General features: G+C 46.5%; 13 protein-coding genes and 1 other annotated feature. Of the genes, 1 reads left to right on the top strand and 12 read right to left on the bottom strand.

The window, feature by feature from the left end:
- Positions 1-24: 24 nt before the first annotated feature.
- From FZD51_RS13370 to FZD51_RS13360, 3 genes are all read right to left on the bottom strand, one after another.
- The gene (locus tag FZD51_RS13370) at positions 25-993 is read right to left on the bottom strand and encodes an LLM class flavin-dependent oxidoreductase (protein ID WP_148975227.1); all 969 of its coding nucleotides are present in this window, start codon (positions 991-993) and stop codon (positions 25-27) included.
- Positions 994-1030: 37 nt separating this feature from the next.
- Positions 1031-1417, bottom strand: coding sequence for an IDEAL domain-containing protein (locus FZD51_RS13365; RefSeq protein WP_148975226.1), 387 nt, complete (start codon positions 1415-1417; stop codon positions 1031-1033).
- A 267-nt stretch (positions 1418-1684) separates the two neighbouring features.
- On the bottom strand, positions 1685-4267 hold the full coding sequence (locus FZD51_RS13360; RefSeq protein ID WP_148975225.1) for a helicase-related protein: 2583 nt from the start codon (positions 4265-4267) through the stop codon (positions 1685-1687).
- A gap of 183 nt (positions 4268-4450) precedes the next feature.
- Between FZD51_RS13360 and FZD51_RS13355 the strand changes: the two genes are divergently transcribed.
- Complete coding sequence (locus FZD51_RS13355; protein ID WP_148975224.1) at positions 4451-4708, top strand: YpbS family protein; 258 nt, start codon at positions 4451-4453, stop codon at positions 4706-4708.
- Between the two features lie 188 nt (positions 4709-4896).
- On the opposite strand, the gene dacB is transcribed toward FZD51_RS13355, so the two are convergent.
- From dacB to FZD51_RS13310, 9 genes are all read right to left on the bottom strand, one after another.
- The gene (gene dacB, locus FZD51_RS13350) at positions 4897-6381 is read right to left on the bottom strand and encodes a D-alanyl-D-alanine carboxypeptidase/D-alanyl-D-alanine endopeptidase (protein ID WP_187445746.1); all 1485 of its coding nucleotides are present in this window, start codon (positions 6379-6381) and stop codon (positions 4897-4899) included.
- Between the two features lie 167 nt (positions 6382-6548).
- Positions 6549-9614, bottom strand: coding sequence for an isoleucine--tRNA ligase (ileS, locus tag FZD51_RS13345; RefSeq protein WP_148975222.1), 3066 nt, complete (start codon positions 9612-9614; stop codon positions 6549-6551).
- A gap of 58 nt (positions 9615-9672) precedes the next feature.
- Positions 9673-9909: a binding site (T-box leader), on the bottom strand.
- Between the two features lie 22 nt (positions 9910-9931).
- Complete coding sequence (locus FZD51_RS13340) at positions 9932-10261, bottom strand: MGMT family protein (RefSeq protein ID WP_148975221.1); 330 nt, start codon at positions 10259-10261, stop codon at positions 9932-9934.
- A 30-nt stretch (positions 10262-10291) separates the two neighbouring features.
- Positions 10292-11101: an endonuclease I family protein gene (locus tag FZD51_RS13335; RefSeq protein WP_148975220.1), complete on the bottom strand. Its 810-nt coding sequence runs from the start codon at positions 11099-11101 to the stop codon at positions 10292-10294.
- Positions 11098-12060, bottom strand: coding sequence for a S8 family peptidase (locus FZD51_RS13330; RefSeq protein WP_148975219.1), 963 nt, complete (start codon positions 12058-12060; stop codon positions 11098-11100). The genes FZD51_RS13335 and FZD51_RS13330 overlap by 4 nt, the downstream gene beginning before the upstream one ends.
- Before the next feature lie 145 nt (positions 12061-12205).
- On the bottom strand, positions 12206-13279 hold the full coding sequence (locus FZD51_RS13325; RefSeq protein ID WP_187445745.1) for an undecaprenyldiphospho-muramoylpentapeptide beta-N-acetylglucosaminyltransferase: 1074 nt from the start codon (positions 13277-13279) through the stop codon (positions 12206-12208).
- A 113-nt stretch (positions 13280-13392) separates the two neighbouring features.
- Entirely contained in the window at positions 13393-14148 is a 756-nt protein-coding gene (locus FZD51_RS13320; RefSeq protein ID WP_148975217.1) for an exodeoxyribonuclease III, read from the bottom strand.
- A 23-nt stretch (positions 14149-14171) separates the two neighbouring features.
- Positions 14172-14711 (bottom strand): mismatch-specific DNA-glycosylase, encoded by a 540-nt coding sequence (locus FZD51_RS13315; RefSeq protein ID WP_148975216.1) that lies wholly within the window; start codon positions 14709-14711, stop codon positions 14172-14174.
- Positions 14712-14808: 97 nt separating this feature from the next.
- Positions 14809-15222: a peptidylprolyl isomerase gene (locus tag FZD51_RS13310; protein ID WP_187445766.1), complete on the bottom strand. Its 414-nt coding sequence runs from the start codon at positions 15220-15222 to the stop codon at positions 14809-14811.
- Positions 15223-15228 lie beyond the last annotated feature (6 nt).

Below are 15228 nucleotides of genomic sequence, written 5' to 3'. Positions count from 1 at the left end.
GCTGCAGCTATTCACAGCGGATTCTTATATCATCTGTTCAGCGATTAATCTGTAAGATAACAGCCTGTCTTCATAGTCTGTTGTCAGAGTGATGATCATAATTTCATCTGCCCCAATCCTGCTGGCCAGGCTTTTAAGCTGTTCAGCAGCCTGAACAGGATTTCCGATGATCATTTTTTTCTTCATGTCCTGCAAAATTTCTCCTTTGTTTAAGGAACTTTGAGATTTCTGAAGCCCTTCTTCCCCGCTCAACATATTCCTCCATGCATGGCTTTTTAAGGCCAGCTCCTCTGCCAGTTCTTCTGTTTCTGCACAAATAGCATTGACAGCGGCTATGCAGTATGGGTAAGACTCGTTTTTGGAAGGAATGAAAGAATCCTTATAAAGGGAAACAATTTCTTCCGGTTCCTGATCGCTCATAAAATGACCGAAGCAATAAGCCACTCCCTTCTCTGCAGCCTGCATCGCGCTTTTTCGGCTTGTTCCCAATATCCAGGGCTGCGGTGCCGAATGGGGTACCGGAGCCGGTGCTACTTTTGAAAACATTTCATTTTCAGGATGGCTTTGGTGCAGGAAGTTCAAAAGCTCAGAAATCTTGTCAGGCATTTCAGCGACACCCTTCAAGAAATTATCTGATAAAGCCATGGACGTTTCGGCAGATCCGCCTGGCGCCCTTCCGATCCCTAAATCAATTCTTCCGGGAAAAAGGGTGGCAAGCATATTATAGGTTTCCGCCACTTTGTAAGGTTTGTAATAAGGAAGAAGAACGGCTCCGCTTCCAATTTTTATTTGTGAAGTCTGGGCGCCGATATAGGGAAGCATCACTTCAGGGGCAGAGCAGGCAAGCCCTGTCATATTATGGTGCTCTGCAATCCAATAGCGGCTGTAACCGAGCCGTTCCGCTTCCTGTGCAAGCTCGAGTGAGGCTAAAAGGGCCTCATGAGCCGTTCTCCCTTCAGGAACAGGAGATTGATCAAGTATACCGAGCTTCATCTTCCTGCCTTCTTTCTTTTATTTCTATATCACACAGTTAATATTTCCTATTCATTCTGCCCTCGTTCGAAGGAAATGTACCGCTGCCGGCTGCATGTTCTGTTTTTGCAAAGCTCGCCTGTTCAATACGGTTCAGTGCATTTGAGAGCTCCATGAACCATTCCTTGTCCCTCGTAAGCAATGCTGTGTCGATAAGGGAGCGAAGACCGTCGGCAGAAGGAAGAAGATCGTTTTTCATAGTCTCTGCCTTTCTCTTTTCAATATAAACCTTCCTGCCGATCACTTCCGGGTTGTCGCTGTCGACAACAAAAACTGTCACGAATTCACGCTCTGGCAATGCCGCTTCCACGAAGCCCTGAACAAGCTCCCCATTCCGCGACTTCCCTGTGATCCATCCGCCCATTTTAATGTCTTGTTTGTTCATATCATAACACCGCCCTCATCAGATTATTTATTTTTTATGTTCATTACATTTATGATCTTAGATTCAGAGCCGGTTTTTCTCGGCAGTATACTATAACATTACCCGTTAATTCTGTGTGATAACGCAAACTGCAGATAGGGTTTTTTAATGTATATTTGAGCAGCTGGTTCATACCAGGATAGATCCTGCTTATACTGTAATAATAAAAGATACAGTTTAGTATGTCAATGAAAGAGGCAGGCAGCCCCGGGCTGCCTGCCCTTTTCATCATCTTCTAAAATAAGAAGGTTTCCTCCTGGTCCGGAACCCGCCCTCATGGCATTCATCGCAAATGGGATAAGGATGCTCCCATGAAAGCTTCTTGCCGCATCTGCGGCATTTTTTGGTCATGTTCTGAACATCTGTTTTCAGCTTTTCGTGGACCATTGTCCCCAGTTCATCGCGGACCCTTTCCCAGTATAAAGCTTCTGTCCTCTGGTCGAGCCGGTAAAGAAACAGCAGATGGAGCCCGACAGATTTATACGTAAGCTCAAGGTCCTCAAGTGTCCTTTTGCGGATTGAAGGCTCAGGAAGTTCTTCGTTATGCACCGATGCCATCACCGACATCCTCCATTGCCTGACCAGTTCCGGCTCCCTTGCTGAAAAAGGCAGGTGCAGGAATCCATACAGGTCCCCGAGGCTGAGCCTGGCTTCCATTTCTGTTCCCTGGACGAGCTCATAAAGCTCCTTCTCTTCTGCAAGGGACGCTTTCACTGTTCCAGGGGGACTTTCGAATTTGTCCCAAAGTTCAAAGAAAGTTCCCAGATCATGATAGTATTTCTGGAAGCGGTCAAATACTCCGCTGGTTGGCGCGATTGAAAATGTATGGACCGGATCATCTTCCTGTTCCAGCAGGGAACCCATTTCCTTGATGTTTTCCATGAATGCGACCCGGCCTGTATTGTAGAGGCCTTTCCTGCCGGCCCTTCCGGCAATCTGTTTGACCTCCTGGGAAGTGAGCTGCCTCCTGCTGACTCCGTCGAATTTTTCATTTTCAAGAAAGACGACCCTGCGGATAGGAAGGTTCAGGCCCATTCCGATTGCATCTGTACTCACTATCATATTGGTTTCGCCGTCGATGAAGCGCTGCACCTGTTTTTTCCTTGTTTCAGGCGGCATGCTGCCATATATCATGCTGACAGTGCGGCCATCATTCTGAAGCCGGGAAGCAGTCTCCAGCACTCTTTTCCTTGAAAAGCAGATCAGGGCATCGCCTTTTCTGCTGTGCTTCAGCCTGAATTCGTTAGGTTCGACGATGAGCGGTGTATCTCTATGGTATTCATGGATCTCCAGATCAGTCCCGTCCAAAAGCTGAAGGAGGATTGACTGGGAGCTTTTGCTTCCAATGATATGGACTTCGCCTGCGTTAGCCTTCGTTATGGCCTTATACCAAGAGAATCCCCTGTCTTTGTCAGTGATCATCTGTGCTTCATCAATGACAATTATATCAAAGCGCTCCTTCTCACTGAACATTTCGACAGTGGAAGCAATATGGCTTGCCCCGGGAGTCACTTTTTCTTCCTCCCCGGTCTTGAGTGTACAGGGGATATTCTCCCCGTTAAGTTTATCGTATACCTCGAGTGCCAAAAGCCTTAAAGGGGCCAGGTAAATTCCGCTGTCCGCCTTTTTCATGCTTTCAAGTGCATGAAAGGTCTTGCCTGTATTCGTATCGCCGATATGAAGGACGTATTTGACGCTCCTGTCCACAGAAGGGCTGTATTCCCGGCCAAAGATTTCATCGAGGATCCTGGCTTCCTCCTGCTTTCTCCGCTCCTCTTCTGCTTTCGCTTCTGCCTTTTTCCGCTCCCGGTCCTCGAGATCAGCCCGGAATATTTCAAGATGAACGGCTGGTTCCCAAGGAAAAGAACTGAGGCGGAGCAAGTCTTCCAGGAATTCATTTTCAATTTCCTCCAGGAATTCTTTTGCGAGTTCCTCTGACGGCCATTCAGTCATGGAATGGATGGCTGCTTCCGGGTCATTTTCCGGATGGAGCGATCTATATTGTTCAAGCATGGCAGGATCCATTAGTTCGATTACAGTCTCAGGGACGATATCCTTCATGCATTCCATCAAAAGCTTTTCATATTTAAAATAATAGGTTTCGTATTCAAAATACTGCCTGCCCCAATGGTTTGTTGAATGGATGCCGCCTGTAAGCTCTTCAAAGAAATCGGCAGCCAGTGTATAATGCTTCGGGTTGAAATGTCCCTCCGGCCTGAGCTTTTCCTCGAGGGCAAATGTATCAACCTGCCCGTATTTGGTGCCGCTGCTGAAGTCATTCTTCAACTGCCTGGCAGCCTCATATCTTGCCCTTAAATAAAACAGCCGGGTATGTTTCCTCATGATTTTTCCGGCTGACTTATCGAGCGCTGTGTAAGCCTTGGCAATACGATCGGCATTCTCCTCATGCTGCTGCTGAAGCAGATAGCTTTCCCTTGCATCCCGATATTTCTGTTCCCATTTACCGGCATCATTGGTATAAAGGGCATGCAGCCATTGCTCTGCATTCCAAGGTGAATAGTTCCTCACTTCGGTTCGGAAAAGGCTGTTAATCACCTTCTTGTCGATTCCCTCTGTTGAAAATCCCTTTTCCTGAAGATAATCCTTTTTTAATTTGCGCGCCACTTTATTGTTGGTCATATTAAGCCAGACATTAATCCATATCTGTTCATAATACTGCTTCCTGTCCTGAAGATATGCTTCAAATTCGGGAAGGGATTTTTTCGTTGATAAATAATAATGAATATCCTCTAATATTTTTGCTTTAGCTTGTTCTACTGCAAGAGGATAGAGAGTTTCCAATGCTTCCATGGAAAATCCCCCCTTTGAATATTAATCGGCGCCTTTTAAGAAGCCTGTATATTATATTATCATGTATTGGCCGGCACCCTATCCTTTAAAGTTCTCCTGAGACTTTAATACAGAAAGTTTTTCTTAACGAAATGTAGGTTAGTTGTTAATATTATATTAGCCTTTTGAATGAGGAGTGAAACGATGAGTGTACACCATGCTTTAACCGAACATGCCAGGAAATTAAATACAAGAATCACACGTTTTCTTGAGCTTGATGCAAAAAGAGAAGCGTTTATTGAAGAAGCATTATCTCTGTCCAAAGCAGGAAAAGCTTTTTCTACAGAAAAAATCAATAATGTGACAGAGGAAATCAACCAGCTTGCCAGGCAGGGAATTGTTCCTTCCAGGAAGCTTGTGACCGCTGAAATGGTTGAGGAATATGCAGAGCGTACGAAATAATCTATTATAATTAAAAAAGCTTTGTTAAACATTGTTGTTGATTTTGGGCTGCATTTCAGCTGTGCTGAAATGCGAGTGAAACAGGGTTTCACTCGAATGAGCCCAAAATCAACAAGGTACACTAACACAGCCATTAAAAAAGAAGCAGGCAGACTTCCTATTGAAAGGAATCTGCCTGCTTCTTGGCGTTACGGCTGTTCTGCCAGCAGGATTGCGATTTTATCTTCTATAATTTTTGCCTTGCTGTCATCCTTCAGATTGTTGAGGATAATGCTGAAAACGAGCTTTTCACCGCTTTGAGTTCTTGCATATCCGGAAAGGGAGCTTACAGTTGATATGGAACCTGTCTTGGCTTTAATCTTTCCTTCTGCTGCCGAGTTCTTCATTCTGTTGCGGAGTGTGCCGCCAATTAATCTGTCCTGTGCTCCTGCCAATGGGAGTGATTTCTCAAATGAGGGGTACCACTTCTCAGACTGGACGCTGTATAACAGCTGTGACAGCTCATTAGGCGGAATAAGGCTGACATGGGATATGCCCGACCCATCTCGGAGGATCAGGGTGTCTTCATTGACTCCCCAGCCCGCAAGCTGTTCTGAGACAACTTCAAGGCCTTTTTCCCAGCTTCCTTCATTCTTCACCTTTTTGCCCATTTCCTTGACCAGAACTTCTGCATGGCTGTTGTTGCTGAGTTTCATAAAAGGAATCAGCAAGTCCTTCAATGCAATGGATTGATGTGCCAGAAGCAGAGAACTTTTCTCAGGGGCTTTCCCTTGCTCCATTTTTCCGGTTACGCGTATATCATGTTCCTTCAATGACTGACTGAACAGATCAAGCGCATAGCCGGCAGGCTCCCACACGGCAATCCATTCCCTTGACCTGCTTGCCTTTTCAGGTATTGTCCCGGTAATTCGGATCGTGTTCGTGCCATGGTCCCGTTCTATGGTGATGTCCTTTTTGCCGTCAGCCGGGACGGTCGCTGCCTCGTTGATGATTTTTACATAACCTGTTTCAGGGGTCAGGGAGACTGCCGGCTGTTCTCCTGCAGATTTCCCCGGATTCACCTCTACAATGACCGTGCCTGCATCATAATCTTCATTTGGCGACGCTGTCAGTGCTGATACCTGGCCGCCGTAATAGTAGGACTCATCGCTCCAGGGCAGATCTTTTGATAGCCTTATGTCATCATACCAGCTGTCATCAGCAATCAGGCTGCCATGAATCGTTTTAATGCCCTTTTGCTTTAACCCGGCTGCCATCTTGTCAAAATCGCTTTTTAATAGGGTCGGATCGCCTTTGCCTTTCAAATATAGATTTCCATGAAGATTGCCCTTTTTGTGGAGTCCGTCTGTCAGTACCTCAGTGGTAAACCGGTATTCTTCGCCAAGAACCTGAAGAGAAGCGGCGGCTGTGAGCAGCTTCATATTAGAGGCCGGCCTAAGACGGATCCCGCCGATATGGTCATACATCAGTTCCCCGGTCTCTGCATTCCTGATGCTTACTCCCGCAAGTGCTCCAGAGAGGATGGGATCATTATTGAGAAGCTGATTCAGGTCTGCTGTCAGTCCTCCTTCTTCAACCGCCGAAGCCTGGCGGGATAGTTCATAAGCGTAGGGAGAGGCTGAAATGAATAATAAAGCTGTAATAAAGATGATTATTTTCCACTTTCTCAACAAGCAGCAGCACCTTCCTGGGGCAAAACTTAAATTCAGATCCAAAATCAGAAGTTAAACTTTGCCGGATTTAAAAGTATTAACAGTTACTTCGCTTTGAATGCTGCATTTCCTTTATTTTCATTGTGAGGAAAAAGTAGTGTTTTTAAAAGGTGCCGGGCAGGCAGTGATTATGTCAATGAGACAGCTATCAGTTCCCCGCCAAGCCTGCCATTCAGCATCGGGGCTTGCAGTGGCTTGAAAGCAATTCCTTCAAGAACGATATTAGCGTATAAAAGATCCTCAAAATCACGCAGTATTCCTTCTGCTTCAGAGGTTGTTTCGATATGCAGCATAACTCTTTTATCGATAGGAAGCTCCAACTTCTTCCTTAAATCCTGTATTCCTCTGATAAAATCCCTTACATAGCCTTCCCTCTTCAATTCCTCAGTCAACTCTGTTTTCAAAAGAACTGTCATATTTCGTCCGCTGCTTTCCGCGTAGCCTTTCTTTGGAAGTCTTTCCACTGTTGTATCACTATTTTGGACCTTCAGCTCTTCATCGCCAGCCTGCAGAATGAGGCTCCCTGTTTCCAGCAGCTGGCGGATATCTGTTTCAGAGAGCTGCTGCAGCGACTGATGAACGAGATTGGCATTCTTTCCGTACTTCTTTCCTGCTGCTTTGAAGTTCAGCTTCAGCCGGCAGATGTATTTATCCTGCAAGCTTTCCGCCCATGAGATATCTTTTACATTCAGTTCTTCCATGAGGATCCTGCTGAAATCTTTTAATTTCTCTTCCTTTTCTTTGCTGCATTGTACAAGCATTTCGGCCAGCGGCTGCTTTGTCTTCAGCTGCTTTGAATGCCGGATGCTTCTGCCCAGCTCAACCAGATCCATGACTTCAACCATGCTTTCCTCCAGCTCCCTGTCAATCAAGCAGGTATCAGCCTCCGGGTAGTCTTCAAGGTGTACGCTTTTGCCTGTCAGGTCCAAATAGACGCTTTCAGCTATGAAAGGCACGAATGGTGCCAGCATGCGGGAGATATTGTCCAATAGTGTATACAGTGTCTGGAATGCAGAAATTTTGTCCTCTGCCATGCCCCTCGCCCAGAACCTTTCCCTGTTTCTTCTGATATACCAGTTGCTGACCTCTTCGATCAGCGTGCCTGCTGCCCTGGCGGCATTTGTAGCCTGGCAGCTGTCCATCTCCTTGTTTACCGTTTCAATGACACTGTGCAATCGCGAAAGAATCCACCGGTCCATGATGTTGCCGGAAGTTTGAGAGCTGTCTGGCACAAAATGATCGATTGTACTGTAAAGGCTGTAAAAATGATGAATGCTTGCTAGCGAGTCGACCAGCTTTGATTTTGCCTCTGCCGCATTTTTGCCGGAAAACTTCTTGGGCTTCCAAGCACTGCTGTCCTCCACCAGTGCCCATCTTAAAGCATCGGCTCCATATTCCGTGATCAGCTCTGCCGGATCAAGGGCATTTCCTTTGCTCTTAGACATTTTCTGTCCATTTTCATCCAGTACATGTTCAAGGGCCAGGACATTTTTATAAGGCAATTGCCCCTTGTATAAGACTGAAACCGCGAGCAAGGAGTAAAACCAGCCCCTGGTCTGATCCACACCCTCTATGACTGCATCTGCAGGAAATAGCTTTGAAAATTCCTCTTTATGTTCAAAAGGGTAATGAAGCTGGGCATATGGCATGCTTCCGGAGTCAAACCAGACATCGATGACCTCCGGTGTCCGGTCCATGTAACCATTGCAGTCATGGCAAGGGATTTTCACTCTATCGACATAAGGCTTATGATAATCAGTGAGCTTTCCATTGGCTTCTGCCAGCTCCTGCAGCTCCTGAAAGCTTTTTGGGGCTTTCTCCGCCCCGCAATCTTGGCAGACCCAAACATTGAGAGGCGTGCCCCAATAGCGGCTCCTGCTGATATTCCAATCCACCATCCCTTCAAGGAAGTTGCCGAAACGGCCGTTCTTCATATGGCTTGGATGCCATTCTGCCTGGCTGTTGAGCTCAAGGAATTTCTCTTTCAGGGTAGAGGTTTTGATGAACCAGCTGTCAGCTGCGTAATAAAGGAGCGGAGAGTCGCACCGCCAGCAAAATGGATAGCTGTGTTCATACTTTTCTTTGTGGAATAACAGGTCCATGCTTCCCAGCATTTTTAAGATATCAACATCACAGTCTTTGACGAACTTCCCTGCAAGCGGCGGAAATTCATCAGTATAACAGCCTTTGGCATCAACGATATTGATGAAAGGAAGCCCGCTTTCCTTTATGGCCCGGTAATCGTCTTCTCCGTAAGCGGGAGCAAGATGGACGATACCAGTGCCGCTGTTTTCAGTAACAAATTCAGCAGCAATGACTCTGTGCGCACCTTCCAGCCCATCAACTTGAAAGGGAGGCTCATATTCCATTCCAGCGATCTCCTTGCCTTCCAACGTTTCAAGGATTGCATCAAAGCTGTGAAAAAGGTCTGCCACCCTGTTTTCAGCAGCGATAAATATTTTGTCTCCGCTCTTTACTCTTGCATACCGGACCTGCGGGTGTACAGCCAGTGCCACATTGGCCGGAAGTGTCCATGGCGTTGTGGTCCAGCCGAGGATATATTCATTTTCCCTTCCTTTCAGCCTGAAGGTGACGGTGGCGCTCAAATCTTTTACATCCTTATAGCCCTGTGCTGTTTCATGGGAACTCAAGGAAGTCTGGCAGCTTGGACAGTAGGGAGATACCCGGTGCCCTTTGTAAAGCAGCCCCTTTTCGTGGATTGTCCCAAGGATATGCCATACCGACTCGATATATTCATTGCTTAGAGTCATGTAAGGGTCATCCATATCCGTCCAGTAGCCAAGCTGCTCTGTGAATGCCCTCCACTGTTTTTCATATTGAAATACACTCTCACGGCATTTTTCGATAAAAGCCCCCACACCATAATCCTCGATTTCCTTCTTTCCTGAAATGCCAAGTGCTTTCTCCACTCCCAGTTCAACCGGCAGCCCATGTGTATCCCAGCCGGCTTTCCTGATTACCTGCCTCCCTTTCATTGTCCAGTAGCGGGCAGTCAGATCCTTGTATGTCCTGCCGAGCGCATGGCCGGCATGCGGCAGGCCATTGGCGGTCGGAGGACCTTCATAAAAAACGAAAGGAGTTCTGCCTGCACGATTAAAAACAGATTTGGCAAAAATATTTTCTTCCCTCCAATACTCTCTGATTCTGTGTTCTCTTGCCTGTGTGCTTTCCATTTCAGTACCTGCCTTTCTTTTTTATTTTTTTAGGGAAAACAAAAAACACCCGCCCCTGTAAAGGGACGAGTGTTATACCCGCGTTACCACCCAAATTCTATTGCAGACGCAATAGCGCTCATCAACGTACCATCATACGCGTTCCTTCTAACGGCGGACACCCGTCAGGACTTACTGATTTCAGCCCTGCTTCTCAGAGATGATGTTTCAGAAAGATCGTTTCCGCCGGCTCTCACCATACCCGGCTCGCTGAAGGAACATTCCCTTTCCTACTTGTTCTCGTCATAGAATTTAAGATTTTTATTATCATATCAAAATCAGGTATTTTTATCCAGCCCTTTTTTCGGCTCATGCAGAAAATTTTCCAGGCTGATTATTCCTTTGGCGCCTACAGTGATGCCCTCCGCTTCAAGGAGAAATCTCTGTTCCTCCCGGAGCATAGGATCTTTTATACTGATTTCGCCCATTTTGCTGATGACTCTGTGCCATGGAAGCTTCTCCTGCCTGCTCAGCGAATGAAGAATCCTGACGACCTGCCTGGCTGCCCGGGGGCTTCCGGCAAGAGCGGCTATCTGGCCGTATGTCATCACCTTTCCGGCAGGTATTTCTTTAATGATTTTTATCGTTCTTTGTGTAAAAGGCTGCATAAATCTAAAAACAAAACCTCCGGATTTTTATTAATTTGAATCAGTCAATTTCCCTGCAAGTTCCGGAAAATCAATGAATGGATTGCGATTGCCCTGCAGCTCCTCAATGGCCGCATTCCTGTGCTTTTCATAAAGTGATACAGGAAATTCAAGATGCCATTTATGAAGGAGGCTGCAGCTGATCCCGTGTTCTGCAGGCTTAAAATTCTTATACCTCAGGAAAAAGTAAAAGCATGCCCGGGCTGCGATTCCTTTGCCGTATTCCGGCTCAAACTTCCCTTCTTCAGCCATGCCGCAGCCGTCTCTTATTCCGAAAGCAGAAGCTTCCGGTTTATAGGAGGGGAAGTCTTCATAAGGAAAATTGCTCCTCATGCTGTTGCAGTCTGGCTCACAGGCGAACAAATGATGGAGGTCCCCCTTCATCGGCTGCTGTTCACTGAACCAGGACTGTGGAATCACATGCTCGCAATTCAGCTTTGTCTGCGTGTCTCCTGTCCGGTTCCGCTTCAGCAGGATCTCTGCATCGTGTTTAATGCTTTCAGCAGGATCCATTCTGCCGCCTGAATAAAGGCTTTTGAGAGCAAAGTTCTCCTGCAGGTCCACCCAGGGATATAAATAGAGATGAGGAGAATATTTCAGAATGGTCTTGTGGGTTTTCTCCACAAGCTTCTGAAGATCTTCTTTGGCCGCCGCTGCCTCAAAATCGATGGAAGCATAATAAGCTTTGCATTTCTCAAGGTCAGCAGCTTCATCATAGTATATCCGCTCTGCGCTTTGAATCTGCAGGTTCGCCAGTGCAGCCTCCTGTTCAGCAGCGAGCTGTTCAGCCAGGCTGTTCATGATTTTAAGACCATCGGCAGAACTTTAGGTGTAAATATATCTGAAAGATGCTCAAGCAGTGTTAAATAAACCAGGCCATTGCCTTCAAGCTTAGCTGAATTGCCGAGCGGGACGGTGCGCCTGATGAGCTGGGCGAACAGTTCGGCTTCTGACAGCTTCCTGTCAAAGCTTTTGTTGGCCACATTTTTAATTAGCGCCATTGAGCCTGATACATGCGGGGCAGCCATGGAAGTGCCGCTTAAGGTTGCATACTTCCCATTCGGGAAGGTTGATTGTATTTCTTCACCTGGTGCTACAAGGTCGATTTCATTATGTGAATTGGTAAATGGTGAAGAATTCCTGTCCAGGTCGATTGCGCCTACACTGATTACTTCGTTATAGCAGCCAGGATAGGCGAACTCATCAGTCGAATCTTTCCCGTCCCCTTCATTGCCGGCTGCACATACAACAGATATGTTGTTCCGGACGGCTTCCTTTATCACTTCATGGAGTTCAGGCATGTCATTCGGGCCGCCGAGCGACATGGAAATGATATCAGCTTTTTGGTCAATGGCGTAGCGGATTCCTTGAATGATCCAGTCATATTGGCCGGAGCCGTTTCTATCAAGCACTTTGACGATGAGCAGCTTTGAACCCGGCGCAACCCCCGTTATGCCTGGCTCTTTGCCTTCTGCGGCAATGGTTCCCGCGACATGGGTGCCATGGCCGTTATAATCTTTATAAATATCCGGATTTCCGGAATCATCGCCAGTAAAGTTCCTGCCGCCGATGATTTGATTCTTTAAATCACGGTGGCTGATGTCGCATCCGGTATCAAGTACAGCGATTGTAATGCCTTCTCCCCTTGTTTCTTCCCAGATTTTTGGCGCCTGGATCAATCCGATGCCTTCCGGAATGCCTGACACAGCCTCTGATTGTTCAATTACCTGATACGGGATCACACGTACACATTCTTTCATTATTTTCCCTCCTTCAGAGTAATTCAGGATGCAGAAACAAGATGTATCTCCATTATAGCAAATTCGATGGAATATTCAGATAAGGAGATAGGCTTGATTTTCTTTTTTGGAACCGAACAAAAAAGCGAACAAAGACCCAGGAGGCTTACTGCTGCTGCACTTTATCCCTGATGTCACCAGCCATGACGGATAAAGCATCCTTTATCCTTGATTCTTCCATCTGTTTCAGAATGCTTTCCCTGTGTTCACTTAAAAGGGCAATATACCCGGCTAAAGATGCTGCTGTCAGGTCTTCTTCCTGCAGGGTCAATGAATAGCCTTTTTCCTCAAAGCTTTTCGCATTCAGAATCTGGTCGCCCCTGCTTTGTTTCCTGCTCAAAGGAATAATAAGCATCGGTATGCGGAGGGCAAGGAATTCAAAAATAGCATTAGAACCTCCTCTGGTTACCATCAAATCTGTACAGGCAAGTACATCTGAAAGTTCACTGTTCAGGAATTCGAATTGCCTGTATCCTGGCCGGCCTTCCAAATCAGGATCAAGATTTCCTTTTCCGCAAAGATGCACCACTTGAAACTGGCCGCCGATTTGTTCAATTTCCTGCCGCACTGCTTCGTTAATCTTCTTTGCCCCAAGGCTGCCTCCCATAATGGCAAGAACCGGCCTGGATCTGTCAAAACCGAGGAATTCAAGCCCCTTCTCTTTGATGCCAGAAAGGATTTCCCTTCTGATCGGCGAGCCGATTGCCTGTGCTTTTCCATTTGGGAGGTACTGCAGGGTTTCTTCAAATGAAGTATATATCTTTGAAGCAAATCTTTTTGAAATCCGGTTAGCAAGGCCCGGTGTTAGATCGCTTTCATGGATGAATATCGGAATTCCGAGGAGCTTTGCTGCCGCGATGACAGGTACGGATACAAAACCGCCTTTGGAAAAAACGAGGCCAGGCTTGAGCTTTTTAAGGATCCGGAGCGCTTCAGTACATCCTTTTGCCACTTTGAATATATCCTTTAAATTTTCAAAGTCGGCATACCTCCTTAGTTTCCCGCTTGAAATCGAATGATAGGGAATGGAAAGCCCGCTGATAAGTTCTTTTTCAATGCCCTCTCTGCTGCCAATATAATGGATGTCTATATTTTCCCCCTCAAGCTCCTTTATCAAAGCCATATTTGGGGTAACATGGCCGGCTGAGCCCCCGCCCGTCAAAACTAGTGTCTTTTTCATAATACCTTCCTGTCATGGCTGTCCGGAATGGCAGGCTCTCCTGCACACCTTCACTGGCGCCTATTTTAATATAATCTGTCTCCATTATATACAGAAAAAAAGCCCTTTATCATCTAAAGGGCCATTTCGAGCATGATCGGGCAGTGGTCGCTGCCCATGATGTCACAATAAATCTTTGAATCTAGAATATGTTCTTTCAGATTATCAGATACGATAAAATAGTCGATGCGCCATCCGATATTCCGTTCCCTGACCTTGGCCATATAGGACCACCACGTATAAGCGCCTTCCTGCTCTGGATAAAGGTATCTGAAGGAGTCTACAAATCCTTCTGACAGAAGAGATGTCATTTTTCCGCGCTCTTCATCCGTAAATCCGGAGTTGCCTCTGTTAGACCTGGCATTTTTCAGGTCTATGTCCTGATGGGCGACGTTCAGGTCACCGCAGAGTATGACTGGCTTCTTTTGTTCAAGCTCAAGGATATATCCCCGAATCTCATCCTCCCATTCCAGCCGGTAAGGAAGCCTTGCCAGGTCCCTCTTAGAGTTGGGTGTATACACATTCAGAAGGTAAAAATTTTCAAACTCAAGAGTCAGGCTCCGTCCTTCCGGTTCTGTTTCTCTTCCGGCTATCCCATAGGATACATGGAGGGGCTTTTCTTTTGTAAAAAGTGCGGTCCCGGAATAGCCTTTTTTCTCTGCATAGTTCCAGTACTGGTGATAGCCATCCAGATCGAGTTCAATCTGTCCCTCCTGCAGTTTTGATTCCTGAATGCAGAATATGTCTGCATTTTCTTCCATGAAAAAATCCAGGAAGCCTTTTTTGACGCAGGCCCGGATTCCGTTAACATTCCAAGATACTAATTTCATTCTATATTCCCCCGTATTTTCCTTTAGCTGTCCTCTCCATGCCGGGAGGGTGCCTGTCCATAAACGATGGCAGGCAATGCTTTATATATATCAATCACTTCGTCCATTTTCATCCGCACCAGTCCGCTGGAAGAAGGAGCTGCAAATTCAATAACCCCTGGAACAACAGAATTTTCCTGGCGTCCCCATGGTGCTTTCTTGCGGCCGCTGTACTCGAGATAAACTCCTTTTCCTACGAAACAGATTGCCTTAGGCTTCAGCTCGGTTATGAGAGCGATAAGCCTTTCTCTGCCTTCTTTATATTCTTCCCTGGTTATTTCGTCTGCTGCTTTGGTGGGCCTGGGGACAATGTTAGTCAGGCCCATATTCAGATCCAGGAGCAGGCTGTCTTCTTGAGGGAGAAATTTTTTAGGGGTTAAACCCGCTTCATAAAGGATTTTCCAAAACCGGTTATTCGGATTGGCAAAATGGTGTCCGGTCTCTGCCGACCGGATGCTGGGGTTAAAGCCGACAAAAATGATATCCAAGCCAGGCTTGAGATGGTCTTTTATTGGTTTTAGCATACCTGCTCCTTTCTTGATCAAAAATCACCGGCTCATAGTCATGGTCTGCAGAGCAGCTATTGAAAAATAAAAAAGAGCCGGAGGCTCTTTTTCATGATTAGGCGTTGTAAACTTCTACTTTTTCCATGATATCGCCGTTTTTCATCGCTTTTGCCGCTTCCAGGCCTGATGTTACTTTACCGAAGACAGTGTGGACTCCGTTCAAGTGCGGCTGAGGGTCATGTACGATGAAGAACTGGCTTCCGCCTGTATTTTTGCCGGCATGTGCCATTGATAGAGATCCGGCTTCATGCTTATGCGGGTTTCCTTCTGTTTCACAATTGATTGTGTAGCCTGGTCCGCCAGTCCCAGTGCCATTCGGGCAGCCGCCCTGGCTTACGAATCCAGGAATCACGCGGTGGAAGTTCAAACCGTTATAGAAGCCTTCGTTTGCAAGCTTTTCAAAGTTTGCTACTGTGCCGGGCGCTTCGTTAGGGTATAATTCAAACTCGATTTTCTCGCCGTCTTTCATTTGTAT

It is taken from the genome of Bacillus infantis (assembly GCF_008180445.1).
Taxonomy (GTDB): domain Bacteria; phylum Bacillota; class Bacilli; order Bacillales; family Cytobacillaceae; genus Bacillus_AB; species Bacillus_AB infantis_B.
Note: the sequence above shows the minus strand (reverse complement) of the source record. Positions and strands in the feature narration are given on the sequence as shown.

Coding starts and splice junctions, on each gene's coding strand:
- FZD51_RS13360 (WP_148975225.1), bottom strand. CDS start 4,267: ATGGAAGCATTGGAAACTCTCTATCCTCTTGCAGTAGAACAAGCTAAA.
- FZD51_RS13320 (WP_148975217.1), bottom strand. CDS start 14,148: ATGAAATTAGTATCTTGGAATGTTAACGGAATCCGGGCCTGCGTCAAA.
- FZD51_RS13315 (WP_148975216.1), bottom strand. CDS start 14,711: ATGCTAAAACCAATAAAAGACCATCTCAAGCCTGGCTTGGATATCATT.
- FZD51_RS13310 (WP_187445766.1), bottom strand. CDS start 15,222: ATGAAAGACGGCGAGAAAATCGAGTTTGAATTATACCCTAACGAAGCG.
- FZD51_RS13335 (WP_148975220.1), bottom strand. CDS start 11,101: ATGAACAGCCTGGCTGAACAGCTCGCTGCTGAACAGGAGGCTGCACTG.
- FZD51_RS13365 (WP_148975226.1), bottom strand. CDS start 1,417: ATGAACAAACAAGACATTAAAATGGGCGGATGGATCACAGGGAAGTCG.
- FZD51_RS13370 (WP_148975227.1), bottom strand. CDS start 993: ATGAAGCTCGGTATACTTGATCAATCTCCTGTTCCTGAAGGGAGAACG.
- ileS (WP_148975222.1), bottom strand. CDS start 9,614: ATGGAAAGCACACAGGCAAGAGAACACAGAATCAGAGAGTATTGGAGG.
- FZD51_RS13340 (WP_148975221.1), bottom strand. CDS start 10,261: ATGCAGCCTTTTACACAAAGAACGATAAAAATCATTAAAGAAATACCT.
- FZD51_RS13325 (WP_187445745.1), bottom strand. CDS start 13,279: ATGAAAAAGACACTAGTTTTGACGGGCGGGGGCTCAGCCGGCCATGTT.
- FZD51_RS13330 (WP_148975219.1), bottom strand. CDS start 12,060: ATGAAAGAATGTGTACGTGTGATCCCGTATCAGGTAATTGAACAATCA.
- FZD51_RS13355 (WP_148975224.1), top strand. CDS start 4,451: ATGAGTGTACACCATGCTTTAACCGAACATGCCAGGAAATTAAATACA.